The sequence below is a fragment of the Streptomyces radiopugnans genome, assembly GCF_900110735.1.
GTDB classification, from domain to species: domain Bacteria; phylum Actinomycetota; class Actinomycetes; order Streptomycetales; family Streptomycetaceae; genus Streptomyces; species Streptomyces radiopugnans.
This window is the reverse complement of record NZ_FOET01000002.1, coordinates 486802-513154: the sequence shown is the minus strand read 5'-3', so window position 1 is coordinate 513154 and position 26353 is coordinate 486802. Positions and strand designations below refer to the sequence as shown.

Annotated in this window: 23 protein-coding genes and 1 pseudogene; 11 read left to right on the top strand and 13 right to left on the bottom strand. The window is 75.6% G+C overall.

All coding sequences use genetic code 11. The annotated features are described in order from the left end of the window. Nucleotides 1-44: 44 nt before the first annotated feature. Both BMY40_RS07075 and BMY40_RS07070 read right to left on the bottom strand, forming a co-directional pair. A pseudogene (locus BMY40_RS07075) lies at nt 45-263 on the bottom strand (DUF1918 domain-containing protein); the annotation flags it as partial. A gap of 185 nt (nt 264-448) precedes the next feature. Then, complete coding sequence (locus BMY40_RS07070) at nt 449-733, bottom strand: DUF1540 domain-containing protein (protein ID WP_093656554.1); 285 nt, start codon at nt 731-733, stop codon at nt 449-451. A gap of 351 nt (nt 734-1084) precedes the next feature. On the opposite strand from BMY40_RS07070, the gene BMY40_RS07065 reads away from it, so the two are divergent. Next, on the top strand, nt 1085-2800 hold the full coding sequence (locus BMY40_RS07065; RefSeq protein ID WP_177213906.1) for a sensor histidine kinase: 1716 nt from the start codon (nt 1085-1087) through the stop codon (nt 2798-2800). Nucleotides 2801-2846: 46 nt separating this feature from the next. Here BMY40_RS07065 and BMY40_RS07060 read toward each other — a convergent pair whose 3' ends face one another. From BMY40_RS07060 to BMY40_RS07045, 4 genes are all read right to left on the bottom strand, one after another. Next, nucleotides 2847-3821, bottom strand: coding sequence for an Acg family FMN-binding oxidoreductase (locus tag BMY40_RS07060; protein ID WP_093656552.1), 975 nt, complete (start codon nt 3819-3821; stop codon nt 2847-2849). A gap of 474 nt (nt 3822-4295) precedes the next feature. Next, nucleotides 4296-4817, bottom strand: coding sequence for a flavodoxin domain-containing protein (locus BMY40_RS07055; RefSeq protein WP_093656550.1), 522 nt, complete (start codon nt 4815-4817; stop codon nt 4296-4298). A 103-nt stretch (nt 4818-4920) separates the two neighbouring features. After that, complete coding sequence (locus BMY40_RS07050) at nt 4921-5631, bottom strand: CBS domain-containing protein (RefSeq protein ID WP_093656549.1); 711 nt, start codon at nt 5629-5631, stop codon at nt 4921-4923. A gap of 32 nt (nt 5632-5663) precedes the next feature. Then, entirely contained in the window at nt 5664-8486 is a 2823-nt protein-coding gene (locus tag BMY40_RS07045; protein WP_093656548.1) for a bifunctional acetate--CoA ligase family protein/GNAT family N-acetyltransferase, read from the bottom strand. 240 nt (nt 8487-8726) lie between these two features. Between BMY40_RS07045 and BMY40_RS07040 the strand changes: the two genes are divergently transcribed. From BMY40_RS07040 to BMY40_RS07010, 7 genes are all read left to right on the top strand, one after another. Further along, on the top strand, nt 8727-9584 hold the full coding sequence (locus BMY40_RS07040) for a universal stress protein (RefSeq protein ID WP_093656546.1): 858 nt from the start codon (nt 8727-8729) through the stop codon (nt 9582-9584). Between the two features lie 121 nt (nt 9585-9705). Beyond that, complete coding sequence (gene ppdK, locus BMY40_RS07035) at nt 9706-12360, top strand: pyruvate, phosphate dikinase (protein WP_093656544.1); 2655 nt, start codon at nt 9706-9708, stop codon at nt 12358-12360. Between the two features lie 153 nt (nt 12361-12513). Beyond that, complete coding sequence (locus BMY40_RS07030) at nt 12514-13485, top strand: universal stress protein (RefSeq protein ID WP_245769905.1); 972 nt, start codon at nt 12514-12516, stop codon at nt 13483-13485. Then, nucleotides 13482-14003 (top strand): flavodoxin domain-containing protein, encoded by a 522-nt coding sequence (locus tag BMY40_RS07025; protein ID WP_093656542.1) that lies wholly within the window; start codon nt 13482-13484, stop codon nt 14001-14003. Before BMY40_RS07030 ends, BMY40_RS07025 begins: the two co-directional genes overlap by 4 nt. Nucleotides 14004-14041: 38 nt before the next feature. Next, nucleotides 14042-14734 (top strand): DUF4389 domain-containing protein, encoded by a 693-nt coding sequence (locus tag BMY40_RS07020; RefSeq protein ID WP_218158237.1) that lies wholly within the window; start codon nt 14042-14044, stop codon nt 14732-14734. Then, nucleotides 14731-15111: a hypothetical protein gene (locus BMY40_RS07015; RefSeq protein ID WP_093656540.1), complete on the top strand. Its 381-nt coding sequence runs from the start codon at nt 14731-14733 to the stop codon at nt 15109-15111. Before BMY40_RS07020 ends, BMY40_RS07015 begins: the two co-directional genes overlap by 4 nt. 230 nt (nt 15112-15341) lie before the next feature. Then, nucleotides 15342-18062, top strand: coding sequence for a cation-translocating P-type ATPase (locus BMY40_RS07010; protein ID WP_093656538.1), 2721 nt, complete (start codon nt 15342-15344; stop codon nt 18060-18062). A gap of 18 nt (nt 18063-18080) precedes the next feature. On the opposite strand, the gene BMY40_RS07005 is transcribed toward BMY40_RS07010, so the two are convergent. The 3 genes from BMY40_RS07005 to BMY40_RS06995 all read right to left on the bottom strand — a co-directional run bounded on the left by BMY40_RS07005 (nt 18081) and on the right by BMY40_RS06995 (nt 20396). Next, the gene (locus BMY40_RS07005; protein ID WP_093656834.1) at nt 18081-19085 is read right to left on the bottom strand and encodes a 2-hydroxyacid dehydrogenase; all 1005 of its coding nucleotides are present in this window, start codon (nt 19083-19085) and stop codon (nt 18081-18083) included. A 262-nt stretch (nt 19086-19347) separates the two neighbouring features. Further along, nucleotides 19348-20085, bottom strand: a complete 738-nt coding sequence (locus BMY40_RS07000) for a peptidoglycan recognition protein family protein (RefSeq protein ID WP_093656536.1) — start codon at nt 20083-20085, stop codon at nt 19348-19350. Beyond that, entirely contained in the window at nt 20085-20396 is a 312-nt protein-coding gene (locus BMY40_RS06995; protein WP_093656534.1) for a hypothetical protein, read from the bottom strand. Before BMY40_RS06995 ends, BMY40_RS07000 begins: the two co-directional genes overlap by 1 nt. Before the next feature lie 258 nt (nt 20397-20654). Here BMY40_RS06995 and BMY40_RS06990 point away from each other — a divergent pair, with 258 nt between their 5' ends. From BMY40_RS06990 to BMY40_RS06980, 3 genes are all read left to right on the top strand, one after another. Continuing rightward, nucleotides 20655-21050 (top strand): DUF1330 domain-containing protein, encoded by a 396-nt coding sequence (locus tag BMY40_RS06990; RefSeq protein ID WP_093656532.1) that lies wholly within the window; start codon nt 20655-20657, stop codon nt 21048-21050. A 50-nt stretch (nt 21051-21100) separates the two neighbouring features. Next, entirely contained in the window at nt 21101-22018 is a 918-nt protein-coding gene (locus BMY40_RS06985; RefSeq protein WP_093656832.1) for a phosphorothioated DNA-binding restriction endonuclease, read from the top strand. Between the two features lie 155 nt (nt 22019-22173). Next, nucleotides 22174-22380: a hypothetical protein gene (locus tag BMY40_RS06980; RefSeq protein WP_093656530.1), complete on the top strand. Its 207-nt coding sequence runs from the start codon at nt 22174-22176 to the stop codon at nt 22378-22380. A gap of 106 nt (nt 22381-22486) precedes the next feature. On the opposite strand, the gene BMY40_RS06975 is transcribed toward BMY40_RS06980, so the two are convergent. The 4 genes from BMY40_RS06975 to BMY40_RS06960 form a co-directional block, all read right to left on the bottom strand. After that, the gene (locus BMY40_RS06975; protein WP_093656528.1) at nt 22487-22684 is read right to left on the bottom strand and encodes a DUF2795 domain-containing protein; all 198 of its coding nucleotides are present in this window, start codon (nt 22682-22684) and stop codon (nt 22487-22489) included. A gap of 131 nt (nt 22685-22815) precedes the next feature. Continuing rightward, the gene (locus BMY40_RS06970) at nt 22816-24336 is read right to left on the bottom strand and encodes a DEAD/DEAH box helicase (RefSeq protein WP_425443080.1); all 1521 of its coding nucleotides are present in this window, start codon (nt 24334-24336) and stop codon (nt 22816-22818) included. A 287-nt stretch (nt 24337-24623) separates the two neighbouring features. Next, the gene (locus tag BMY40_RS06965) at nt 24624-24827 is read right to left on the bottom strand and encodes a cold-shock protein (RefSeq protein WP_093656524.1); all 204 of its coding nucleotides are present in this window, start codon (nt 24825-24827) and stop codon (nt 24624-24626) included. A 351-nt stretch (nt 24828-25178) separates the two neighbouring features. Beyond that, on the bottom strand, nt 25179-26345 hold the full coding sequence (locus tag BMY40_RS06960; protein WP_093656522.1) for a S1 family peptidase: 1167 nt from the start codon (nt 26343-26345) through the stop codon (nt 25179-25181). Nucleotides 26346-26353: the final 8 nt, after the last annotated feature.

Sequence of the window (26353 nt, the reverse complement as noted above, 5' to 3'; positions counted from 1 at the left end):
GGCCCCGCCCGGCCCGCCGCCCCGTCGGGCCGTCAGTCCCGGCCCGGGCGCCGCGGAGCGCCGGGGGCCTCCCGGTGGTGCAGATGGCGGACGTGCGCGTCGGGCCCGGGGAAGACGAGCGTGACCCGGCCGGTGTCCGACCAGCGCACGTCGTACGGCGGTGTCCCGTCGTCGTGGTGCAGCCCGACGATCTCGCCGTCCCGCCGGGCGGCGCCCGTGGCCGGGCTCTCGATGATCAGCTCGTCTCCCAGCTCCGCGTGCATGCTCGTCACCGCTCTCCGAACTCTCCGGCGCCCGCCCCGGACCAGTGGCCGGGCGTCCGGGCGCGGGGCGGGTACCCGGTGCGCCGTATCCGCAACCGGCCTGTGGAACCCCGCGGGCCGGCCGTGTTCCGGGGACGCCGCCGCGGCCCGGTGGCGGGCGGGGCGGGGACCGGCTCGGAACCGGGTCAGCGAGGGGAGTAGGTCAGACAGTCCGCCGAGTCGTGCCGGGCGCCCACCGAGATGCCGGTCGCCTGGCACTCGAAGTCGGTGTTGTACCGGCAGTCGGACATCTTGCAGGCGCCGACGTGCGCGGCGGCCTCCGGGCTCCCGCCCTTGCGCGGAGCGGTGAAGAAGGTGTCGCAGTGGGCGTGCAGGGGGTCGCCGACGGTGATGGCGAGCGCGTGGCAGGCGTGCTCCCTGTTGTACACGCAGGAATCCACGGCGCATTCGGTCACGGCGGGCATCTCCATGGGAGTCTCCTGTGCTCTCGGGCGTGCTCTGGGATGGTCTTCGGGTGCTCCGGGGCGTCCGGCCGGGGTGCGGCCGTCCAGGGGGAGTGCTTCCCCGGCCCGGCGGCGGCGCCCGCCGCCGGGCCGCCGGAGTTCACCCGATGGGCCGAGTTCGGAGGGGCTGTCGGATCTCCGCCCGAATAAATAGTGTGCCAAGCAGTTCATATTACGAGTTAGGGGGAGGTATCTCCGCGCATCCGGTCCCGGCGGAAGCGGCCGGGACCGGACACCCCGAGGCAGGGCAGCGGTCCGCCCGGGTGAACCGATACCTTTGGGTAAAGGCCCGAGGGCCTGACGGAAGGACCGGTGGGCATGGGGAGCGAGAAGGGCGCGGGCCGTCTGCCTCGGCTGCAGCTGGACGAGTTGCTGGACGAGTTGCAGGCTCGCGTCGACGCGGTGCGCGGCACCCAGGACCGGGTGCACAGTCTGCTCGAGGCCGTGATGTCGGTGGGGCAGGAGCTGGAGCTGTCCCACGCGCTCCAGCGGATCGTGGAGGCCGCGGTGCTGCTGGTCGACGCCGAGTACGGCGCCCTCGGCGTCATCGGCGAGGACGGCCGGCTGTCGCAGTTCATCCCGGTGGGCATCGACGCGGAGACGGTCGAGGCCATCGGCCCGCTGCCGTCGGGTCACGGGCTGCTGGGCGAGCTGATCCGCCACCCGGAGCCGCTGCGCATCCCGGAGCTGGCCGAGCACCGCAACTCCTCGGGCTTCCCGCTCAACCACCCGCCGATGCACTCCTTCCTGGGCGTGCCGATCCGGGTGCGCGAGGAGGTCTTCGGCAACCTCTACCTGACCGAGAAGCGGGGCGGCCTGGAGTTCGACGCCGAGGACGAGGTGGTGCTGTCCACCCTCGCCGTGGCGGCGGGCGTGGCCATCGAGAACGCCCGCCTCTACGAGCAGGCCCGCAACCGCGAGCGCTGGATGGAGGCCAACGCCGAGATCACCGCCGGACTGCTGTCCGGGGTGCACGAGCACGAGGTGCTGGCGCTGGTCGTCGACCACGCGCGGCACATCCTCGCCGCGGACCTGGGCGTACTGGCCCTGCCCCTGGAGGACACCGGCAACCTCCAGGTGGTGCTGGCCGAGGGGGAGGGGAGCGAGGAGTTCCGCGGTCTGGTGCTGCCCGAGGAGGGGTCGTTCGTGGGGGCGGCGCTGGCCGCCGGCGAGGCGATCACCAGCGCCGACATCGCGGGCGACCCCCGTATCTCTGCGGGTACGGAGCGATGGAAGGGCATGGGCCCGACGGTGGCGGTGCCGATGGGCGCCGGCGACGGGGTGCGCGGTGTGCTGCTGCTGGCGCGCAAGGAGAGGCGCGCGCCGTTCACGGAGACGGAGACGGCGCCGCTGGCGTCCTTCTCCGGACAGGCCGCGGTGGCCATGGAGCTGGCGGAGCGGCGCCGGGCTGCCGAGCAGGTGGCCCTGCTGGAGGACCGCGACCGCATCGCCCGCGATCTGCACGACCTGGCCATCCAGCGGTTGTTCGCCACGGGTATGACGCTGCAGAGCGCGGTGCGTTTCGTCCAGCACCAGGAGGCGAGCGAGCGGCTGCTGCGGGCCGTGGACGACCTGGACGAGACCATCAAGATCATCAGATCGACGATCTTCGGTCTGCGCAGCCACGGCGACGGCCAGGGCCGGCAGCAGGGGCTGCGGGTGCGGGTGGCCCGGCTGGTGGAGGAGGCCGTGGGGAACCTGGGCTTCACCCCGGCCCTGCGCATGGAGGGGCTGGTGGACACCGATGTGCCGCCGGCCGTGGCAGACCACGTGGTGGCGGTGCTGGCCGAGGCGCTGTCGAACGTGGCGCGGCACGCGCGGGCCGCGGTGGCCGAGGTCTCGCTGGTGGTGGCGGGCGGTTCCCTGACCGCCACGGTGACCGACGACGGGGTGGGCATCCCGGAGGGCGGACGCCGCAGCGGGCTGGTGAACCTGGCGGAGCGGGCCGAGAAGCTCGGCGGCGAGCTGCTGGTGGAGAGGCCGCCGTCCGGCGGCTCCCGCCTGGTGTGGCGGGTGCCGCTGGACGGGGTCTGAGGAACCCGGGTCTGAGGAACCGGGCCCGAGGGCCGGGGCGGCGCGTTCAGAAGCCCGTCTCCAGCACCTCCCGCACGGGCCGGCGGGGCGTGGCCGGTCCCTCGGGGCCGTAGCCGAGGCGGACGAGCATCTGGACGTACCGCGGGCCCGCGGTCACACGGTGCAGGGAACTCCGGAGGTCCGGCCACTCCAGGGCCTGGTGCAGCAGCGAGGTCCGCACCGAGTGGGCGGTGGCGACCAGCAGGACGTGTTCCAGCGCCTGCCCGGCGCGGAGCCAGTCCGCGCGCCGGTCGCGGGCCGTGGCGAGGACGGCGATTGTGGGGCCGGTCTCGAACCGGGCCGTGAGGGCGCCGGCCGCCCCGACGCCTGAGAAGTCGCGCAGGGGGAGGCGCCCGGTGGCGTCGCGGGCGCCCAGGGCGGCACCGGGGAGTCCGTCGTGGGCGCCCTCGCGCATCCAGGAGCGGTTCTCGGCGCGGCGTGCGTCGGTCTCGGTGTTGCGGCGTTCGGCCGCGGCGGTCAGACGCATCATCCGGATGGTGTCCCGGACGCCGGGGAACCACAGCGAGGCGCCCTCGGCGCGGGCGGCGGCGGCCAGTTCGCGCAGGAGCTCCTCGGGCGGGCGGTGGGGCGAGAAGGGGAAGCGGCTGCTGTGCCGGCGCCACAGGGCGGCGTACAGGTCGGGGCGGTGGCGCGGGTCGGGGGCCTCGGCCCCGACCGGGCGCACGGAGGCCAGCAGGTCCGGTTCGGCGGGGCGGGGCAGCAGCCGTACGGCCGGTTCCCAGCCCGTGTGGGCCACCGCCACGCGGAGGTTGAACAGAGCGGCGCCGACGGAGACGTGCAGGGCCCGCCCGACGGGGTCGGTGTGGCGCAGTCCCCGCCCCGCGGCGGCGCGTACCTCCAGGGTGGCTGTGGCGGGGTCCAGGCGGTAGCGCCAGGGCTGGGTGTTGTGGATCGACGGTGCGGCCACGGCCGCGGAGACGAGGTTCTCCAGGACGACCGCGTCGAGTGTGGTGGGTGGCATGGTGTGCTCCTCCCGTTCCGGCCGTCACCAGGCTGCCGCCGCGGCGGCCCGCCGGGGCAGTGCCTTTGGTCCCGTTCCGTGCCGCCGACCGGTCCAGTGCGGCCGGGTGGCCCGGGAAGCGGGGCCGTACGGCCCCCGGGCGCGTCCGGTCGGCCCTGGCCGCGGCCGCGCGCGGAGCGGTTGGCTGGGGGTGATGCCGAGGAGGTGCGTCATGGAGAAGGTGGCGGTGGCCCTGTCGGGGGGCGATGCCTACCGGGTCTCGGTGCGCGGTCACGAGTGAGGAGCCGAGGGCGAGGAGGGGAGCGGCCCGGCCGGGGGGATCGGCCGGGCCGTGGTCTTCGGTCCGGGTCTTCGGCCGGCGGTCTCGGGCCGTGGTCTTCGGTCCGGTTTCCGGGGTACGCCCGGAAGCCGGACCTTCGCCGTGTCCCCGGTGCGGACCGGAGGCCCGGGTGCCCGCTCCTGCTCCGGTGCCCTTCAGATGCCCTGGGTCGCCCGGGTGAGTTCGGCGGCGACCGAGCGCGTCCACCGCCGGATGTGCTCGCGGTCGCGGAAGTCCCCGCCCTTGCCCTGCTTGACGATCTGCCGGGCGATGAAACCGCGTGCGTCCTCCCCCAGCCGGCCGCCGAAGGTGGTGTGGCCGCGTGCGTCGAGCAGGGCGGCGACGCGCGCGGCGCCGGGGGCGGGCGGGATGTCGCGCTCCTCGGCGGAGGAGTCCAGCGGGCCGCTGCTGAACAGCCACACCGGGAGCCGCGCCAGGGCGTGGCGGTGGCGCCGGGCGAACCGGGTGGCCTCCCTGACCCAGCGGCCCGCGTACAGGCCGGAGCCCAGCAGTACGGCGTCGTAGGCGTCGAGGCGGTCGAGGGAGGCGGCCTCGGCGGCGGGCAGGACGTCGGCGGTCAGGCCGCTCTCCCGCAGGTCCTGGCCGATCCACTCGGCGATCTCCGCCGTGGAGCCGTTCTTCGAGCCGTGGGCGACGAGTACGTGCGGTGGTGTCATCGTGATCGCCTTCCTGTGAGTCGCCGGGCGCTCCCGGGCGCCCGGGACGTTCCCGGGTGCCCGGCAGGGCCGCTGGTGTGCCGGTGGTGTGACGGTGGTGTTGTCAGTGGTTGCGCAGCCACCGGTCGGCGAGGCCATGCAGTGCGGGTTCCTCGGGCCGCAGCCGTGAGTCGTCCAGGTGGTAGGTGAGCCGGCTGACGACGTCGACCACACCGTCGAGGCGGCGGATGAGGGCGGTGGCGACGGGGATCTCGCTGCGCCGTTCGACCCGCCCGGTGAGGGTGACCACGCCGTCGGCGACGGAGACGGAGACGGTGTCGGGTGACAGCCACAGGGACCGGACCAGGACCTCGTCGACGACCTGGGCGCGGATGTCGGCGTCCGGGCGGAGGAAGACGCCCAGCAGGTCGCGGCGGGTGACGATGCCGACCAGCCGCTCCTCCTCGTCCAGGACCGGCAGCCGCTGGACGCCGTGGGCGACCATCGTGCGGGCCGCGCGTGCCACGGAGTCCAGGGCGTGGACGGTGACGGCCGGTGCGGTCATCAGCTCGCCGGCGGTCAGCGGGCGTCCGGCGGCGTCCCTGCGGCGTCCGGCGCGCCCCTTGGGCGGAGGGCCGTCCGTTCCCTGGCGCGCCTGGTGGGCCAGGAGGTCGGTCTCGGAGACGACTCCGAGGACCTTGTCGTCGTCGTCCACGACGGGCAGGCCGCTGATGCCGTGCCGTGCGAGCAGGTGGGCTATCTGCTTGAAGGGTGTCGTCGGGTGGGCCTTGACGACGTCGATCGTCATGACGGCGCCGACCACTTTGTGCTTCATGGTGTCCTCCGTGTTCTCTTTCCGGCGGCCTGTCAGCGCAGCCGGCGCAGGTGGGGGTCGTGGGCGCGCCTGGGCAGCAGGCGCACGCGGGCGTCGACGGCGGTGGCGCCGTCGGGCCGGGCCAGGACCGGGTTGAGGTCGGCCCCGGCGAGTTCGGGAAGGTCGCAGGCCATCCGCGACAGGCGCAGCAGGATCTGCTCCAGGGCCTCCAGGTCCACCGGTTCGCCGCCGCGGCGCCCGAGCAGCAGGGGGGCGCAGCGGGGTGCGGTGAGCAGGTCGCGGACGTCCCGGTCGGTGAGCGGGGCGAGCCGGGCGGCGTGGTCGGCCAGGACCTCGGCGGCGGTGCCGCCCGGTCCGAAGAGGACCAGGGGGCCGAAGACCTCGTCCTGGACGACGCCGGCGACCAGTTCGGTGCCGCGCCGTGCCATGGGCTGGACGAGCGCGCCGGTCATGGCGCCGTCCAGGCGGGCGGACAGGTCCCGCCAGGCGGCCCGTACGCGGTCCTCGTCCCCGAGGTCGAGTGCCACGGCGTCCTCCTCGCTCCGGTGGTGCAGGCCGGGCCAGTGGGCCTTGAGGGCGACGCGCTCGCCGCGCCGCCCGGCCAGGCGGGCGGCGGCCTCGGCGGCGGCGTCCTCGTCCTCGGCCCAGAGCTGGGGCAGGCGTGGGATGCCGTAGTGGTCCAGGAGGCGGGCGCAGTCGCGGGGGTCGAGCAGGCCGCCCGAGGGGTGGTCGGCGAGGAAGGCGCCGACCAGGGCGCGGGCGGCCGCGGTGTCCACGCCGGACAGTTCGGGGACCTCGCCGGGCGGGCGGCCCAGCCAGCGGGTCCGTTCGGCGGCGTGGGCCAGGGCGCGTGCGGCGTCCTGGGGTTCGGCGTACGCCGGGAGGGCGGTGCCGTCGTCCGAGCGGAGCAGGCGGACGCGTTCGGCCTGGCCGGGCAGGACGGCGACGATGGTGCGGGAGGGGTGGGCGGAGGCGGTGCGCAGCAGTTCGCGGACCCGGGCCTCGCCCACCGCCCCGCCGTCCCCGTGCCTGCCGCCACCGCCACCGTCGTCGCTGTCGCTGTCGCTGTCGCTGCCGTCGCCGTCGGCCGGGGCGGTGGGCACCAGGACGGCCAGGACGGCGTCCACGCCCCCGTACTCGGCCAGCCTTCCCACGCACTCGGCCGGCCGCGGCCCGCCGCTGCCGTCCGTGTCGACGGGGTTCGCGGTGGAGGCGCGGGCGGGAGGGGCGCCGAGCAGGTCGGCGGTGAGGGAGTCGGGCAGCCGGGGGAGGACCAGCCCGGCCTCGGCGCAGGCGTCGGCGGCCAGGACCCCGGCGCCGCCGGCGTTGGAGACCACGGCGACGCGGGTGCCGGTGGGCAGGGGCTGGGAGTGGAGCAGGGCCGCGGTGTCCAGGAGTTCGCCGATGCCGTGGGTGGCGATCACCCCGGCCTGGGCGAACAGGGCGCGGCGGGTCATGGCGGGGGCGGACGCGGCGGCGGTGTGCGCCGCGGCGGCGCGGCGGCCGGCCTCGGAGCGCCCGGCGTCGACGGTGAGCACGGGCATGCGGCGGGAGACGCGGCGGGCGGTGCGGGAGAAGGCGCGCGGGTTGCCAAAGGACTCCAGGTGGAGCAGGGCCAGGTCGGTGCGGCCGTCGCCCTCCCACCACCGGAGCATGTCGTTGCCGCTGACGTCGTACTTGTCGCCCAGGGAGGCGAAGGTGGAGACGCCGATGCCCAGGCGGGCCAGCCCGCCCAGCAGGGCGGCGCCGACCCCGCCGGACTGCACGGCCACCCCGGCGGTGCCGCCGGTGCCGACGGCCGGGAGCGCGGGGGTGAGGACGGCCGCCAGGCGGATGTCGTCCTCGGTGTTGGCGGCGCCCAGCGAGTGGGGGCCGAGCAGGCGCATGCCGTGGCGGCGGCAGGCGGCCAGCAGGGCGGCGCCCTGCCCGGCGTCGAGGCGGGGGCCGAGGACGGCCAGGGCGCGCACCCCCGTCTTGCCGCACTGCTCGGCGGTCTCGGGCACCTCGTGGGCGGGGAGGGTCAGCACGGCCAGCTCGGGTGCCTTGGGAAGGGCGGTCACCGAGGGGTGGGCGGAGACGCCCTCGACGGACCGGGCACCGGGGGCTACGGCCAGCAGGCGGCCGGTGAAGCCCGCGCGGCGCAGGCCGCGCAGGACGGCGCGGCCCGCCGCCCCCTCCGGCCCGCCGGCGCCGACCACGACGAGGGAGCGGGGGCGCAGCAGCGGGCGGAGGCTGGCGGCGTCGGCGGTGCGGGCGCGCTCGTCGACGGCGGTCAGGTAGTGCTCGTCGGGGTCCAGCCGGATGGTCCAGCGCACCTCGCCGCCGTCGTATTGGCGGGTGGTGCGCAGCCCGAGGTCGGCGAAGACCTTCTGCACGGCGTGGTTGTCGGCCAGGGCCCCGGCGGTGAAGGCGGTGACGCCGGCGGCGCGGGCGGCGTGGACCAGGTGTTCGAGCAGCAGGGTGCCCACGCCGCGGTGGTGGAACTCGTCGGTCACCGCCAGCGCGACCTCCGCGGTGCCGCCCGTGCCGTCCTCGCCCTCGTACTCGGCGATCCCCACGGGCCGCCCCTCGTGGAGGGCCAGCAGGGCCAGGCTGCCGGGGCGGGGCGGTCCGCAGACGCGGCGGGCGGCCTGCCGGCCCAGTTCGCGGCCGGAGCCGAAGAACCGCAGGCGCAGGTTCTCGGGCGACATCCGCTCGTACAGCCCGTCGACACCGGTGCGGTCCTCGGGGCGGGCGGGGCGGATCTCCACGGTCCGGCCGTCGGCCAGCAGCGCGTGGGCCGGCCGTACGGGGCGTACGGCGCCCGCGGTGTCCGCTGTTCCCGTTATGTCCGTCGTGCCCGTGGTGCCCGTCATGGCCGGTCCCCTCTCCTTCTGCCTCGCTTCCCAGCGTCGTACGGGAGCGGGGTCGCTCCCAGGGCCGGCAGGGGTGCGGCGGGGGGCCGTTCGGCCCCGGCCGGGCGGGGCGGGACGGCCGGGCAGGCCGGTCGGTCCCACCCGTAGGGACCTGTGTCCCCTCGCGGTGGCGGGTACCCGGCCGCAGCCTGGAGGTGGAGCGGACGGCCGCTCCACCCGGAAGGCTTGGAGGTACACACCATGACCCGCACCGTCACCGTGGGCCTGGACGGTTCGCGCGAGAGCCTGGCCGCTGCCGAGTGGGCGGCCCGCGAGGCGCTGCGCCGCACGCTGCCGCTGCGGCTCGTGCACGTGGAGGAGAACGACTCCCACCCGAAGGTGCTGTCCGGGATGGACCCGGAGGCGCGGGAGCGGTGGGAGGCGCTGCCGGACGAGACGGCGGCCGACCTGGCCCGCAAGCACCCGCCGCTGGAGGTCGCCGTGGAGCGGCTGGCCGGCCGTCCGGCCGAGGTGATCAGGGACTCGGTGGGCGAGGCGGAGCTGCTGGTCCTCGGGTCGCGGGGCCGCGGGACGCTGACGGGTTTCCTGGTGGGCTCGGTGGCGCTGTCCACCGTGGCGCACGTGGAGTGCCCGGTGGTGCTGGTGCGGGCCGGGACGGCCGAGCAGGACACCGGTGACGTCGTGGTGGGACTGGACCTGTCCAGGCCGCGCGAGGAGCTGCTGGAGTTCGCCTTCGACGCCGCCGCCCGGCGCGGGGTGCCGCTGACGGTCGTCCACGGCTGGGACCCGCCGCCGGTGTACGGGATCAACCCGGTGGCCGTGAACCCCCATCTGATCGACGACCTGGCCGAGGAGAAGGCCGACGCCCTGACCCGTGTGCTGGCCCCCTGGCGGGAGAGGCACCCGGAGGTGGAGGTGAGGCCGCAGGCCGTGGTCGGCAGGGCCGCCCACCACCTGCTGGAGGCCGCCGAGAACGCCTCCCTGCTGGTCGTGGGGCGCCGCAACCGCCGCGCCCGGCTGGGTTTCCACACCGGGCCGGTCACCCACGCCCTGATGCACCACTCGCCGGCGCCGGTGGCCGTCGTACCGCACGACTGAGCCGTATCCGGTGCGGCCGGGCCTGCCCGGCCGCACCGGGGCCGCGAACCCGTCCGACCGAGGTGCTCCGCCGCCGGGCGCAGGCCCGCACGGGCGCCGAACCGCTGAGGAGACCGTGACCATGGTCCGCTACGTCCAGGACTTCACCGAGGGCGGCCGGGAGCAGGCAGACCTGCTCGGGGGCAAGGGCGCCAACCTCGCCGAGATGACCCGCATCGGCCTGCCCGTGCCGCCCGGTTTCACCGTCACCACCCAGGCGTGCCGGGCCTATCTGGCCACCGGTTCCGAGCCCGAGGGGCTGGAGCGGGAGCTGGCCGAGCACCTGGCGGTGCTGGAGCGGGCCGCCGGCCGGAGGCTGGGCGACCCGGACGATCCGCTGCTGCTGTCGGTGCGCTCCGGCGCCCGCCACTCCATGCCGGGGATGATGGAGACGATCCTCGACATCGGGCTGAACGACGCCTCCGTGCACGGGCTGGCCCGGACCTCCGGGCACGAGGACTTCGCCTGGGACTCCTACCGGCGGCTGATCCAGATGTTCGGCACCACGGTGATGGGGATCGACGGGGCGCTGTTCGCCGGGGCGCTGGCCCGCCGCCCCGACCCGGGGCAGCGGCGGCTGCTGGTGGAGGACTTCCGCCGCATCGTGCGCGAGCGGACGGGCGAGGAGTTCCCGCAGGACCCGGCCGAGCAGCTGCGGCGCTCGGTGCGCGCGGTGTTCTCCTCCTGGAACACCGAGCGCGCCCGTGTCTACCGCCGCCGCGAGCACATCCCCGAGGACCTGGGCACGGCCGTCAACGTCCAGACGATGGTCTTCGGCAACCTCGGTCCCGACTCCGGCACCGGTGTGGCCTTCACCCGCGACCCGGCCACCGGGCTCCAGGGCGTCTACGGCGACTACCTGGCCGACGCCCAGGGCGAGGACGTGGTCTCCGGGGCGCGCAACACCGTGCCGCTGGCCGAGCTGGAGCGTCTGCACCCCGAGTGCTACGCGCAGCTGTGCGAGTACATGGAGAGGCTGGAGCGGCACTACCGGGATCTGTGCGACATCGAGTTCACCATCGAGCGCGGCAGGCTGTGGATGCTGCAGACCCGGGTGGGCAAGCGCACCGCCGAGGCCGCCTTCCGCATCGCCGCCCAGCTGGCGGACGAGGGGACGATCGACTGGGACGAGGCCCTGGACCGGGTCGGCGGCGAGCAGCTCGCCCGGCTGATGTTCCCGCGCTTCGACACCGCCGGAGCCGGTGAGCCGCTGGCCCACGGGGTGCCGGCGTCCCCCGGCGCGGCCTCCGGGGCGGTGGTCTTCGACTCCGCCGAGGCCGCCCGCCGGGCCGCGGCCGGCGAGAAGGTGGTGCTGGTGCGCGGCGAGACCACGCCCGACGACCTGCCCGGCATGGTGGCCGCCCAGGCGGTGCTGACCAGCCGGGGAGGCAAGACCAGCCATGCGGCCGTGGTGGCCCGGGGCATGGGCCGGGTGTGCGTGTGCGGCGCCGAGGCCGTCGAGATCGACGTCGCCGCGCGCCGCTTCACCGTGGACGGCACGGTGGTCGCCGAGGGCGAGACGGTCTCCGTGGACGGGTCGGCCGGCGCCGTCTACCTGGGCGAGCTGCCCCTGGTGGGCTCCCCGGTGATGCGGTACTTCGAGACGGGGGAGCGGCAGCCGGGCGTGGTCGACGCGGTCGCCCGGCTGATGGAGCACGCCGACGCCACGCGCCGCCTGGGCGTGCGGGCCAACGCCGACACGCCCGAGGACGCCGAGCGGGCCCGCCGCTTCGGCGCGCGGGGCATCGGCCTGTGCCGCACCGAGCACATGTTCCTGGGGGAGCGGCGGCGCCTGGTGGAGGCGATGATCCTGGCCGAGGACGACAGCGAGCGCGAGAAGGCGCTGGCGGCGCTGCTGCCGCCGCAGCGCGAGGACTTCACCGCCATGCTGGAGGCCATGGACGGCCTGCCGGTCACCATCCGCCTGCTGGACCCGCCGCTGCACGAGTTCCTGCCCGACCACACCGAACTGGCGGTGCGGGTGGCGTCCGCCGAGGCGGCCGGGGGCGAGCCCGACCCGCACGACGTGCGGCTGCTGAGCGCGGTGGAGCGCATGCACGAGCACAACCCGATGCTGGGGCTGCGCGGTGTGCGGCTGGGCCTGGTGGTGCCGGGGCTGATCGCCCTGCAGGTGCGGGCGGTGGGCGAGGCCGTGGCACGGCGGCTGCGCGCCGGCGGCGACCCGCGGGTGGAGATCATGGTGCCGCTGGTGGACACCTCCGACGAACTGCGGCTGGTGCGCGACGAGGTGGACGCCGTACTGGCCGAGGTCTCCCGGGAGGCGGGGGTGGAGGTCACCTGCCCGGTCGGCACGATGATCGAGCTGCCCAGGGCGGCGCTGACCGCGGACCGGATCGCGGCCGAGGCCGACTTCTTCTCCCTGGGCACCAACGACCTGACCCAGACCACCTGGGGGCTGTCCCGCGACGACGTGGAGGCGTCGTTCTTCTCCGACTACCTGGAGCGGGGCATCCTCCAGGACTCGCCGTTCGAGACGCTCGACCTGCAGGGGGTGGGCCGGCTGGTGCGGATCGCGGTCGAGGAGGGCCGGGCCGCCCGGCCGGGTCTGAAGGTGGGGGTGTGCGGCGAGCACGGCGGGGACCCCGAGTCCGTGCACTTCTTCCACCAGGTGGGTCTGGACTACGTCTCCTGCTCCCCCTTCCGGGTGCCGGTCGCCCGGCTGGAGGCGGCCCGTGCGGCCCTGGGCCCCGGCCGCGCGCGGTCGACGACCGCCTGACGGCCTTAGGGGCCCCGGGCGGACGGGCGGCGCCCGGGGCCGCCCGGTCCACCGGAAGGGCGGCCGATCCCAGGCGGAAAAGGATTTTTCCGGTAAGGGTGGAGGACGGCGGGCGAAACGCCCGCCGCGTGCGGCGGAGCGGGAGGAGCGACGATGGAGGCCAACCCAGCCCGGCCCCGGGGCCATGTGGCCGTCGGAGTGGACGGCTCCCGGCACGCCGAACTGGCGCTGGAGCAGGCGGCGGCGGAGGCGCGGCGCCGCGGGGTGCCGCTGGAGGTCGTGCACGGCCGCCCCTGGGCCGCGCTCCCGCAGACCGGGGCGGAACCCGCCGCGCACACCCCCTCCCGCGGGGACGCCCAGGCGCTGGCGGAGTCGTCCGCCGAACACGCCCGGCGCCTGGCCCCGGGGCTGGAGGTGGTGGCATCGGCCGTGGACGAGGAAGCCCCGGACGCCCTGGTGCGCCTGAGCCACCTGGCCGGCCTGACCGTGGTCGGCTCCCGCGGGCTGGGCGGTTTCACGGGCCTGCTGCTGGGGTCGGTGGGCCTGCGCGTCGCCGCGCACACCGCCGGGCCGCTGCTGGTGGTGCGCGGCGACCTGCCGCCGGAGCACAACCGCGTCCCCCACGGCACCGTACTGCTGGGCGTGGAGAGCGACGCCGACGCCGACGCGGTCGGCCTGGCCTTCCGCGAGGCCGCCGCCCGGGGGGCGCGCCTGGTGGCGCTGCACGCCTGGGTCTACCGGCACCTCGCCCCGCCCGGGGAGCCGCTGGTGCCCACCAGCCCGCGGCGCGAGGACATCGCCCGGGTCGCGCGCGCCGAGGCGGCGGCGGCCGAAGGGGCGTTGGCCCCGTTCCGCGGCCGCTACCCGCAGGTGCGCGCGGAGGTCAGGGCCGTCAACGGCGGCGCCGCCCATGCGCTGGTCGAGGCCAGCGAGGCGGCGGACGTGGTGGTGGTCGCCGTCCACCGGCGGCGCGGCCGGCTGGCGATGCGGCTGGGCCCGGTGGTGCACTCCCTGCTCCACCACGCCCGCTGCCCGGTGCTGGTGGTGCCGGTCCCGCTCGGTGGCGGACGCGGAGGACACGGAGGGGGCCACGAAGGGGACCGCGGCGAGGAGGAAACGACATGACCGTACTGGTGGGATACGCCAGCGCCCACGGCTCCACCCGCGAGATCGCCGAGCGCATCGCCGCCCGGCTGGCCGAGCGGGGCGTCGAGGCCGAGACCGCTTCCCTGGACGCGGTCGGCGACGCGGGCGGCTACGACGCCTACGTGCTGGGCAGCGCCGTCCACGGGATGGCCTGGCTGCCGGAGGCCACCGGATTCGTCCACACCCACCGGGGGCTGCTGGCCGGCCGGCCGGTGTGGATCTTCAGCGTCGGCATGCCCGCGGCCCTGCGCGGCCCGTGGAAACCCATGGCGCCCAAGGAGGAGCCGAAGGTGACCGAGGAGGTCCTGGCCGACCTCTCCCCCCGCGACCACGCCATGTTCTCCGGGGTCGTCGCACCGGAGCACCTGCCCGGCGCCGGACGCGCGGTCTTCCGGGCGATGGGCCTGCGCTACGGCGACTACCGCGACTGGGAGGCGATCGACGCCTTCGCCGACACCGTCGCGGGCTCCCTGCACCCGGCCCCCGACAGTCCCTGAGCACCCGCGGACACCACAGAACGAAGGAGCTGATCACCGTGTTCCCCACGGCGGAAACCGGGGCCCACCGGCCCGTGACGGTGGAGGCGGAGCTGGACGAACCGCTGTCGAGATGGCTGTGGCTGGTGAAGTGGATCCTGCTGATCCCGCACTTCGTCGTGCTGTTCTTCCTGTGGATCGCGTTCTTCGTGGTGACCGTGATCGCGTTCTTCGCGATCCTGTTCACCGCGCGCTATCCCAGGCCGCTGTTCGACTTCAACGTCGGCGTGCTGCGCTGGAGCTGGCGCGTGGGCTTCTACTCGACCGCCGCGTTCGCCACCGACCGCTACCCGCCCTTCAGCCTGGGCCGGGAACCGGACTACCCGGCGCGGCTGGACATCGGCTACCCCGAGCGGCTCTCGCGCGGCCTGGTACTGGTCAAGTGGTGGCTCCTGGCGATCCCGCACTACATCGTGGTCGGCTTCTTCGTCGGCGGCGGTGGCGCCGGAGGCGGTACGGAGGAGCAGTGGTTCTGGTCCGCGGGGCTCATCACCGTCCTGGCGTTCATCGCGATCATCGCCAAGGCCTTCACCCGCACCTACCCCGGGGAGCTGTTCGACCTGATCACCGGGCTCAACCGCTGGGTGCTGCGGGTGACGGCCTACGCGGCCCTGATGACGGACGCCTACCCGCCCTTCCGGCTGGACAAGGGCGGCTCGGAGCGAGGGCCGGCGCCGGAGCGGTCGCCGTGATCAGGGCGCTGGTGGTGGTCTTCCTCCTCGCGCACGCCCTGGTGCACTTCAGGGTCTGGGTGACGCCTCCGGACCCCGACAACCCGCCCCCCTTCGCCCCCGGCCACTCCTGGGTGCTCGCCGCGGCCCATGTGACCGAGGAGACCTCCAGGGCGGCGGCGACGGCCCTGGCCGCGGTCACGGGCCTGCTGTACGCCGTCGCGGGCGTGGCCCTGCTGGCGGACGCCGGCTGGTGGCCCCCGGCGGCCGTGGTGGCGGCGGCGGGCGGACTGGTGCTGAAGGTGGTCTGGTTCAACCCGTGGCTGCTGCTGGGCATCGTGCTGGACGCGGGCGTCGTCCTGGCCGTGACGCTGACCTGGCCCGCCTCCCTGTACTGATCCGACCGTGCCGGTCCGGCCTGTACCGGTCCCGTACCGGCCCGGGCCGTCCGCGGCATGGCGTGCGGACCACACGGGTACCGGCCGGGGCTTCCGGCGCCCCTGCCGGCCCGTGCGCCGGGAGGGGCGCCGTCGCGCACCGTGCCCACGCCGCACCACCGCACCATCCGCGCCCACCCCCCGGCACGCCCGTACAGCCCGGCAGCCACCGTGACGAACCGGAGCAGACCATGCAGGACCCGCCCACCATTCCCGCCGCGCGCCCGGACGGCCTCACCGAGCAGGAGGCCGCCCGGCGGCTGGCGGAACGGGGGCGCAACGAGGTGGGGCGGCCCCCGGGCACGCCGCTGTGGTCGCGGGTGGCCGCACAGCTGCGCGACCCGCTGATCCTGGTCCTGCTCGGCGCGGTGGTGCTGACGCTGCTGACCGGGGACCACGGCGACACGGCCGTCATCGCCCTGGTGATCGTCGCCAACACGGGCGTGGGAGTGGTCCAGGAAGTGCGCGCCGACAACGCGATCGCGGCACTGACCGCCATGTCCGCCCCCGTGGCCCGGGTGGTGCGCGGCGGCGCCGAGCGGGAGGTGCCCTCGGCCGAGGTGGTGCCCGGCGACGTGCTCCTGCTCGGCGAGGGGGACATCGTCCCGGCGGACGCGCGGCTGCTGCACTCCTGGGTCCTGTCGGTGGACGAGTCCGCGCTGACCGGCGAGTCCGTGCCCGTGGACAAGGACGCGCGGGCCGACGGGCCGGAGGCCTGCGCCCTGCGGGCGGGCACCGTCGTCGTACGCGGCCGGGCGGTGGCCCGCGTCACCGCCACCGGGGCGGACAGCGCGCTGGGCCGCATCGCCGCCCTGCTGCGCCCCCGCCGCGAACCCACCCCGCTCCAGCGCCGCCTGGCGGGCCTGGGCCGGGTGCTCGCTGCGGTCACGGTGGCCCTGTGCCTGCTGGTGCTGCTGATGGGCCTGGCCCGCGGCCAGTCGCTGGAGACGATGACCGTCACCGCGATCAGTCTGGCCGTGGCCGCCGTCCCGGAGTCCCTGCCCGCCGTCGTCACCCTCGCCCTGGCACTCGGCGCCCGGCGGATGGCCGCCCGCAACGCGCTGGTGCGGCGGCTGCCCGCGGTGGAGACCCTCGGCTCGGTCACCGTGCTGGCCACCGACAAGACCGGCACCCTCACCGAGGGGCGGATGGTCGTGGAGCGGGTGTGGACCCCCGAGGGCACCGTCCGCCTCACCGGCGGCGGATACGAGCCGGCCGGCGAGATGCTGTCCGACGGCGGCAGCGGCAGCGGTGCCGGTGGCAGAGGCGACGTGCCGCCCGCCCCCGCGGCGGCACGGGCCGTACGGGCCCTGCTGACCGCCGCCGCGCTGTGCAACGACGCCGCGCTGCGCCCCCCGCACGACGACGAGGAGCGCTGGACCGCGCTCGGCGACCCCACCGAGGCGGCGCTGCTGGCCGCGGCGTCCAAGGCCGGCCTGGACCGTGCCGAGGTGCTGCGGGAGCACCCCCGGATCGGCGAGGTGCCCTTCGACAGCCTGCGCAAGCGCATGACCACCGTCCACCGGGAGCCCTCCGGCGGGCGCCTGGTGTGCCTCAAGGGCGCCCCCGAGGCGGTCCTGAACGCCTCGCTCCTGGACGAGACGCCCCCGCGGCTGGAGCGCGCCCACCGGGAGGCCGCCGCGCTGTCGGCCGAGGGCTACCGCGTCCTGGCCGTGGCGTCGGGCCCGCTCGACGGGACGCCCGGCCGCTGGGAGGAGGCCGAGAGCGGGCTGCGGCTGCTGGGGCTGGCGGCGCTGAGCGATCCGCCCAAGGAGGTGGCCGGGGCCACCGTCGCCGCCTGCCGGGAGGCGGGCATCACCCCCGTGATGATCACCGGGGACCACCCGGCCACCGCCCGCGCGATCGCCGCCCGGCTCGGCATCCTCGACCGGGGCCCGGGCCCGACCGGAACCGACGGGGCCGCGCCCACCGAGCCGCCCGAGGTGGTCACCGGCCGCGCACTGGCCGCCGGACGGGTCGCCGACCCGTCCACGGTGCGGGTGTTCGCCCGCACCGACCCGCAGCAGAAGGTGGACATCGTCCAGGCATGGCGGGCGCGCGGCGCGGTGACGGCCATGACCGGGGACGGCGTCAACGACGGGCCGGCGCTGCGGCAGGCCGACATCGGGGTGGCGATGGGGCGGCGGGGCACCGAGGTCGCCCGGCAGGCCGCCGACCTGGTGCTCACCGACGACGAACTGCGCACGGTGGTCGCGGCGGTGGAGGAGGGACGCCGGGTCTACGACAACATCCGCCGCTTCCTGCTCTACGGCATGGCCGGGGGAGCGGCGGAGATCCTGGTGATGCTCATCGGCCCCTTCCTCGGTCTGACGGTGCCGCTGCGGGCGGGCCAGATCCTGTGGATCAACCTGCTCACCCACGGTCTGACGGGCGTGGCCATGGGAGCCGAACCGGTCTCCCCGAACGCCATGCACCGCCCTCCGCGCCCCTCCGGCGAGCATGTCCTCGGCGACGGGCTGTGGCTGCGGATCCTGCGGCTGGCCGCGCTGGTGACGGCCGCCTCCCTGGCGGCGGCGCTGTGGGCGCGCGCCGCCGGGCAGCCGTGGCAGACCACGCTGTTCCTGGCCCTGCTGGCGGCCCAGCTCGGCGTCGTGCTGGGCCTGCGGGAGCGGCTGCTGACGCGGGAGAACCCCTTCCTGCCGGCGGCGGTGCTGGCCGCGGTTGCGCTGGGCGCGGCCACCGTCGTGGTGCCCTTCCTGGAGGAGGTGCTCCGCACCGAACCGCTGGGCCCGTCCGCCCTGGCGGCCGTCGCGGCCGTCGCCGCGGCCGGGTTCGCCGCGGCCCGGTTCGAGAGCCGCTTCACGCGCGGCGCGGCAGGAGGCGCGGCCGCGTCCTGGGGCCCCGCCGCCCCGGGCGGCCCGGCGGGCGCCGGGCGGCGCACACGGGGCTGAGGCCCCGCACCCGTACGGTCAGCGCGGGGCGGGCGGGGGCACCAGGACGTTCTCGCCCGTGCGCCCGGCCAGGTGGTCCTCGACGTTGCGGGCGGTGGCCTGGACGATCTGCCCCACCGCGTCATGAGTGAAGTACGCCTGGTGCGAGCTGACCAGGACGTTGCGGAAGGTCATCAGCCGGGCGAGGGTGTCGTCGGTCATCACGTCCAGCGAGCGGTCGAAGAAGAAGACCCCGGCCTCCTCCTCGTACACGTCCAGCCCCACCCCGTCCAGACGGCCCTCGCGCAGGGTCTCCACCAGGGCGTGGGCGTCCATCAGACCGCCCCGGCTGGTGTTGATCAGGATCGCGTCGTCCTTCATCCTGCGCAGGGCGTCGCCGTCGACCACGTGGTAGGTGTCGGGCAGCAGCGGCAGGTGAAGGCTGATCAGGTCGGACTCGGTGAACAGCCGGTCGCGGTCGACGTACTCCATGCCCAGGGCCAGGCACTCGGGGTTCTCCGCGACGTCGGAGCCGAGCAGGCGCATGCCGAAGCCCGCCGCGATGCGGGCGAAGGCCGCGCCGATCTTCCCGGTGCCCAGGATCCCGGCGGTGCGCCCGTGGAAGTCCCGCCCCATCAGGCCGTTGAGCCGGAAGTCGAAGTCGCGGGTGCGGGTCACCGCGCGGGGCACCCGGCGGTTGACCGCCAGGGCCAGGGCCCAGGCGAACTCGGCCACCGAGTGGGGGGAGTAGTGCGACACGCGCGCCACCGACAGGCCCAGCTTCCGGGCGGCGTTCAGATCGATGTTGTTGTAGCCGGTGGCGCGCTGGGTGACCAGCCTGGTGCCGCCTTTCGCCAGGACGGCCAGGACCTCCTCGTCCAGCACGTCGTTGACGCTGCTGCACACCACCGCGCATCCGGCGGCCGTCGCGGCGGTGTCCCGGTCCAGGACCAGGTCCAGGCAGCGCAGGCGGTGCCGCCCGTCGAACGCCTTCTCCAGCAGGGGCCGTTCGTCGGCGACGACTCCGTAGGCGACGACGTCCACCGCCTCCCCGGCCCTTCCGGCCGTGCCCTCCACCGTCTGCTCCACCGTTTCCTCCCTCGTCCTGCGCCGTCCTGCGTGCGCGTGTACGTGCCCGGCCGGCCGTGCGGGGCCGGCGGGGGCGCGGGATGCCGCACCCCCCGGGGAACACGTTGCCCGCAAGCCTTCCCCGGACGCCTCCCTCCGGCCCAGGGCCGAACGGGCCACCCGGTCCCTTCCCGGGAAGGAGGCGCCTCGGGAGGCGGGCGGCCGGGAGGGCGGAGGGTCAGCCGAAGCAGGCCTCCCAGGTCTCCGGGCCGACGACGCCGTCGACCGCCAGGCCGTGCCGTGCCTGGAAGCGCTCGCACACCTCCTTGGACCGCGCGTCGTACCGCCCGTCCGTGCCGGGGGACCAGCCGCGCTCGCGCATCCGCCGCTGCCACAGCCCCACGGCGGGGTGCTCGGTGGCCGGCGGATGGCTGAGGTAGACGCCGGGCCAGGCGGGGGGACCGGAGGCGGGCTCCAGCGAGCCGTTGCTCACATAGGAGGAGAGCCTGCCCGGGCAGGACGTCGGCAGGTGGTCGCCGTGCCGGTTGATCCCGCGGCCCGCGCCGCCGATGTCGCGCAGGTTGGCGATCGACCAGCGGAAGGCGTCCAGGAGCTGCTCGGTGACGGGGTCGTAGTCGGAGGAGGAGCCGCCGGTGAGCGCGCACACCGCGTACCAGTTCCGGTTGCCGGGGCCGGTGCCGTTGGCGGCGGTCCGTACCCAGGGCCCCCGGCCCTCGAAGACACGGCCGTGGACGCACACCAGATAGGTGTAGGCGATGTCGGCCCAGCCGTTGCCGTCCATGTGGTGGCTCTGGATGCCGCGCACCTGGCCGGCGCACTCGCCGTGGTCGGAGCGGGCGGTACGGGTGCCGCCGACGTGGTGGACGGTGGTGCCGCCGTTCCCCGGCGCGATGTCGGAGGGCCGGTTGGTGGGGGCGCGGGCGCCCCATTCCGAGCGGGGGACGAAGACGGCCATCAGGCGTCCACCCCCTCCCGGCAGCACTCCACACCGGCGTTGAGGGGCTCGCCGGGGGCGTCGTCGTCGGCGTCCTCGGGGTAGAGGGCGGCCGGGTGGTAGGGGTGGGTGACCGCCGGGAGCCGGTGCTCGCCGGCCGCGGCACCGGCGCCGAAGGCGCCCAGGGGCGGAAGCGCCGCCGCGCCGGCCGCGGCCGCTGCGGCGGCGCCGGTCAGCCCCAGGAAGCCGCGCCGGGTCGTACGGGGGGACGGACCGGAGGGCGGGCCTGAGGAGGGGCCGGGAGACGGTCTGGGGGACAGTGTGGAGGACAAGGGGCTTCTCCTGCCGCCGAGGGGGTGGGGAGGGAGGACGGGGACGGGGGCCCGTCCGTCTGAGTGCGCACATGGGCCTACCCCCCGGCGTCCCGGACAGGCTCGGCCGTACCGGTGAACATCACCGCCCCCAACGCCGCCCCCAACACTGACCGACCAGACGGTATGCAACGGGCGGCGGGGCGTCTAAGCTCCTGCCGACCCCCGCCGTCGGCGGCGGGTGGCAGCACACACCGACACAGCGGCAAGGAGGCCTCCATGGCCATCGACCCCACCGGAGCCGACCTCAAGCGGATGCTGGCCGAGGACCCCGGAGGCCCGGTCGTCATGCTCAACCTGCTGCGCTTCGCCCCGGACGGCCGGGCCTCGTACGCGGAGTACGCACGGCACCTGGCGGACCGCTTCCTGGATCGCTACGGCGCCGAGGTGCTCTACGCCGGCGACGGCTCCACGGCCCTGGTCGCCGAGGACGGGCAGGAGTGGGACGCGGTGCTGCTCGTCCGCTACCCCAGCCGGGAGGCGTTCTGCCGCATGGTCGCCGACCCCGAGTACCAGCAGGTCACCGCCCTGCGCACCCGCGCGCTGACCGAGGCCGTGCTCCAGCCGACCGTCCCGTGGACATCCCGCGGCGGCTCCTCGCCCGAAGAGGCCTGACGAGCGGCGGCCCCGCCGGGCATGGCACCGTGACCGCCGTGACGAGGGACGTGACGACGAGGGACGAACTGCTGTCCGCACTGGCGGGGTTGAGACGGGCCACCGTCGGAGGGCGGCGCGCACCGCACAAGCCGCTCCTGCTGCTGTGGCTGCTGGGCCGCTTCACGGCCACCGGCAGCACGGCGGTGGCCTACGACGAGGCGGAGGAGCCGGTCGGCCGCATGATCGACGACTACGGCCCTCCGGCGCGGTCCGCCGACCGCGCCGCGATGCCGTTCGTGCACCTGGAGCGCACCCTGTGGGACCCGCGGGACGCCGACGGCCGGCCGATACCCCCCTCCGCCCTCGAGCGCGGCTCCTGGCTGCGCGCCCGGGGCGCGACCGGAAGGCTGCGCGCGCCCGTCGAGCGCCTCCTGGCCGACCCCGGCGCCCTGGCCTCCGCCGCCCGGCTCCTGCTGGACCTCCACTTCACACCCGCGCTCGAACCCGCGATCCGCGCCGACGCCGGACTGAACCCGACGGCCGTGGAGGAGGCCGCGCTCACCCTCCGGGTGCGAGGGAGCCGCCCGCGCCGGCCGGACTTCGCCGAGCAGGTGCTGCACGCGTACGCCCGCGCCTGCGCGATGTGCGGCTACGACGGGGCGCTGGGCCGCAACCCGGTCGGGCTGGAGGCCGCCCACGTGCGGTGGCACAGCCAGGACGGCCCGGACGAGCCCTCCAACGGCCTGGCGCTGTGCGCCCTGCACCACGCGCTGTTCGACCTGGGTGCGCTCGGCCTCACCCCGGACCTGCGCATCCGCGTCTCCCCCCGCTACACCGCCCGCAGCCGGGCGGGCCGCGCCGTCGGGGAACTCGACGGCGCCCCGCTGGCCAGGCCCCGCCCCGGACGGCCGCCGCTCGACCCCGCCTCCGTGGAGTGGCACGACCGCCAGGTCTTCAAGCACGGCGACCGCGCGGCGACCGCCTGAACCGGTGCGGACACCGGCGGGCGGAGCACGCGGCGGCGGCCGATGCGGACGCGGACGCGCATGCGCCGTCCGCGAACGGGTACGGCGTCCTCCTGCACAGGAGATCACGGGCGGTCGCAGACGACCGCAGACGCCACGGAGCCGAGGAGGCCGTCATGACCACTCCCGAGGAGAACCGGCCGAAGACCGAGAAGACCGACCAGGTCGTCTTCGACGAGCAGGGCCAGGAGTCCGCCCGCCGGGCCGAGGAGGCCAACAAGGACCGGGGGAACGTCGGGCGGCAGCTCGAGGACGCCATGAACGAGGCCGGTGTGGACCGCGAGGACCTCACCGGCGAGAACGGCGAGGGCGGGCGGAGTTAGCCGTACCGCCATGCGGACCCGTACCGTACGGGCACCGCACACGCCTCCGGGGCGCGGCCGCTCGGCGGCCGCGCCCCGGAGGGTTGTCGTACGGGTGGGGCTCGGCTCAGCCCTTGCCGAAGACGGCCTTGCTCACATCGTCCGGCCCGTCGAAACGGTCCTTCTTCAGGGACGAGAGCTCATCGATGACCTCTTTCTTGGCGCCCTTCTCCTTGGCGTTCTTCACCAGGGACTCACGGTCGGCGGGGTAGTCCACGCCGCCCAGGGCCTTCTGCAGCTCGATCGGGTTGTTGATCTTCGCCATAGGGTGCCTCCTCGATACAGGCCGTACGGACTGTGTGCCGTGCGGGGCACCGGGGTACCCCGGCGGTCCGCACGGCATGCACGGCGGCCCGTCCGTACGGCCGGCCGGGTGGCCCGGCGGCCGGGAGCGGGTCAGGAGGAGGCGCTGCTCGCCGCGCCCGGCGCACGCCGGCCGCGCCCCTGGCGTCCCCGGTGCCCGCGGGAGGCGCCGGACGCGCCGCCCCGGCCGGAGGCGCCGCCGCGGCCGGACGTGCCGCCGCGGGGCCGCTGGGGCCGCTGAGCCCGCTCGGCGGGCGGTGCGGCGATGACCACGGGAACGCCGGAGGGCTCCTTCGCCCCGGTGATCCGGACGAGTTCCTCACCGGTGGAGCGGACCGGGGTGACCCGGGGCGACACACCGGCGGCGGCCACCATCCGGTCGACCTCGCGGCGCTGCTCGGGGGTGACCAGGGTCACGACGCTGCCGGACTCGCCGGCCCGTGCGGTGCGGCCGCCGCGGTGCAGGTAGTCCTTGTGGTCGGCGGGCGGATCGACGTTGACGACCAGGTCGAGGTTGTCGACGTGGATGCCGCGGGCGGCGACGTTGGTGGCCACCAGGACCGTGGCCTGCCCGTCCTTGAACTGCTCCAGCGTGCGGTTGCGCTGGTTCTGGGACTTGCCCCCGTGCAGTGCGCCGGCCCGCACCCCGCTGGCCAGCAGTCTCCTGACCAGCCGGTCCACGGCGCGCTTGGTGTGCACGAACATGATCACGCGCCCGTCGCGGGCGGCGATGCGCGTGGCGACGGCGTTCTTGTCGTCGGTGCTCACCCGCAGGATGTGGTGCTCCATCGTGGTGACGGCGCCCGCCGGGGGGTCCACGGAGTGGACCACCGGGTCGGACAGGAAGCGTCGCACCAGCCGGTCCACGTCGCGGTCCAGGGTGGCGGAGAACAGCATCCGCTGGCCGTCGGGGCGCACCTGGTCCAGCAGGGCGGTGACCTGCGGGAGGAAGCCCATGTCGGCCATCTGGTCGGCCTCGTCCAGCACGGTGGTCCGCACCTCGTCCAGCCGGCAGTCGCCGCGCTCGACCAGGTCCCTCAGCCGCCCGGGGGTCGCGACGACGACCTCGGCGCCGCTCCTGAGCGCCGCGGCCTGGCGGCCGATGGACAGGCCGCCCACGACCGTGACCGTCCGCAGCCGTACGGCCTTCGCGTACGGGGTGAGGGCGTCGGTGACCTGCTGGGCCAGTTCCCGGGTGGGCACGAGCACCAGGGCCAGCGGGCGGCGCGGCTCGGCGCGGTGCCCGGCCGTGCGGGCGAGCAGGGCCAGACCGAAGGCGAGGGTCTTGCCCGAGCCGGTCTGCCCGCGGCCCAGGACGTCGCGGCCGCCCAGCGAGTCGGGCAGGGTGGCCGCCTGGATCGGGAACGGCGCGGTGACGCCCTCGCGCCCCAGGGTCTCCAGCAGGGCGGCGGGCATGTCCAGCTCGGCGAACGAGGCGGCCGGGGGCAGGCCGGGCGTGCCGGCCGGCGCCATGGGCTCCTCCCGGCGCGGGGCGCCCCCGCGGCCGTGGGCCGCCTTCTGCGCGGGGACCCGCGAGGGGGCCTGGGAACGGGAGGGACGGCGCCGGGCGGGACGGGGGGAGCGGGTGGAACGGGTTCCGGAATTCTGGTTCACGCGGGTGTGACCTTCCTCGGGGCGGCGCGTGCCGGGGAGGCTCCGCAGCGCGTGAGCGGGCGGAGAGTCGCGGGAACGAGCCGGTGAAAGAGCGGATCGCGCTGCTGCGCGGAGAAAGCCGGCCCAACGGGCCGGCGGGGGCGTACGGCGGTGCGGCGAAGTGGCGGTGCGGCGCGGTGATGGCGCGGCCGCGGGCCGGAGGGCGGCACGAGCCGGGGCCCGCACCCTGTGGTGCGGGCCCCGGCTTCTGGTGGTGCTGCGCGTCGCGTTCGCCGAACGCGGCGGGATCAGGCGGGGAGGATGTTCTCCGCCTGCGGGCCCTTCTGGCCCTGGGTGACGTCGAAGGTGACCTTCTGGCCCTCGTGGAGCTCGCGGAAGCCCTGGGTGGCGATGTTCGAGTAGTGCGCGAAGACGTCGGCGCCGCCGCCGTCCTGCTGGATGAAACCGAAACCCTTTTCCGCGTTGAACCACTTGACGGTGCCAGTAGCCATACTTTTCTCTCCTCCAGATAGGCGCAGTGCAGGAAGTCCGCACTGTGCGGACTTCCTTGTCGCCGCAATGAGACCCCGCCGGAAGAGCCGGAAAAACAAAGGCGCCTGAAGGTCACAAACCGTCAGGCGCGCACAAAGTTCATGGGTACCAAAACTGCAACGTGGTCCAACGTAACACAGATCCGCCCCGGGCGGCGGCCCCGCCCGGCATCACGGGGAACCGGGGAAGACGAGGGGAAGGCGGGGGGAAGGCGACCGGGGAAAAGACCCCCGGGGGCGACGAGAGGCCGCCCGGCGCGGGCCGGGCGGCCTCTGCTCCGCGCACCCCCGGGCGCGGCGTACAGGGGGGTGTCAGGCGGTGTGCAGCGTCAGGCCGTACACCGACAGGATCTCGTTGACCGGCTGGAACCACGTCTCACCGCCGCCGGAGCAGTTGCCCCAGCCGCCCGAGGTCACGCCCTGGGCCTGGTCGCCGCTGACGAACGAGCCGCCGGAGTCGCCGGGCTCGGCGCAGACGCTGGTCTTGGTCATCTGGTGGACGGCACCCTGGCTGTAGTTGACCGTCTCGTTCTTCGCCAGCACCCGGCCGCAGTGCCAGCGGGTCGTGGAGCCGGAGCGGCAGATCGAGGCGCCGACCGGGGCCTCGGCGGAGCCGCGCACCAGGACGTCGGGCACCGTCCCCCAGCCCAGCACCACCGGGACGGTCCACCAGCCGTGGCCGGTCCTCACGAAGGCGTAGTCGTTGCCGGGGAAGGACGAGCCCTGGAAGGTGCCCATCTGGGAGCCGTCCCAGCCGCGCACCGACGCTCCGGCCGGCCCGCAGTGCCCGGCGGTGACGAAGCCGCCGTGCACCGAGAAGCCGATGGAGCAGCGGGCGTTGCCGGTGTAGTACGGGTCGCCGCCGACGACGCCGGCGGCGAAGGTGCGCGGCGCCCCGCCGGTGCTCTCGCGGACCTCGACGGGGCCGGCCTTCCGCGCGGCGGCCAGGAAGCCGCGCACGGCGGCGTCCTCCCCGGCGCCCTCCACGAGCTCGACCACCACGCTGTTGGCGCGGGGATCGACGTACCAGCCGCTCACACCCTCGGGAGCGGCCTCACGCTCGGCCCGGGCGTCGATCCGCTCCTTGGCGGCGTCCAGTTCCTTCGCGCTGTGCTCGACCACCCGCGCCCGGGCGCCCGCGGCCCGTACGGCGCCGGCTCTGCCGGGGGCGGTCACGCCGACGACGAGTTCGCCGGTGCGGGCGTCGAACCAGGAACCGGCGAAGGCGGCGCCCGCGGCCCGCTCGGCCCCGGGGGCCGCCTCCATGGCCGCCGCCTCCTGCCGCAGCCGCTTCCGCGCCTGGCCCTCGGTCAGCCCGAGGTCGCGCTCCATGGCGTCCACCAGCTCCTGCGCCGGTGCGCCGGCGCGGGGCTCCACCGGGGCGGGCGAGGCGGAGGCGAGCCCGCTTCCCGTGGCGGTCAGGGCGCCCAGCGCGAGCAGCGCGGACAGGCCCACGCGCATGCCGATCCTGCGTCGCATGACGGTTG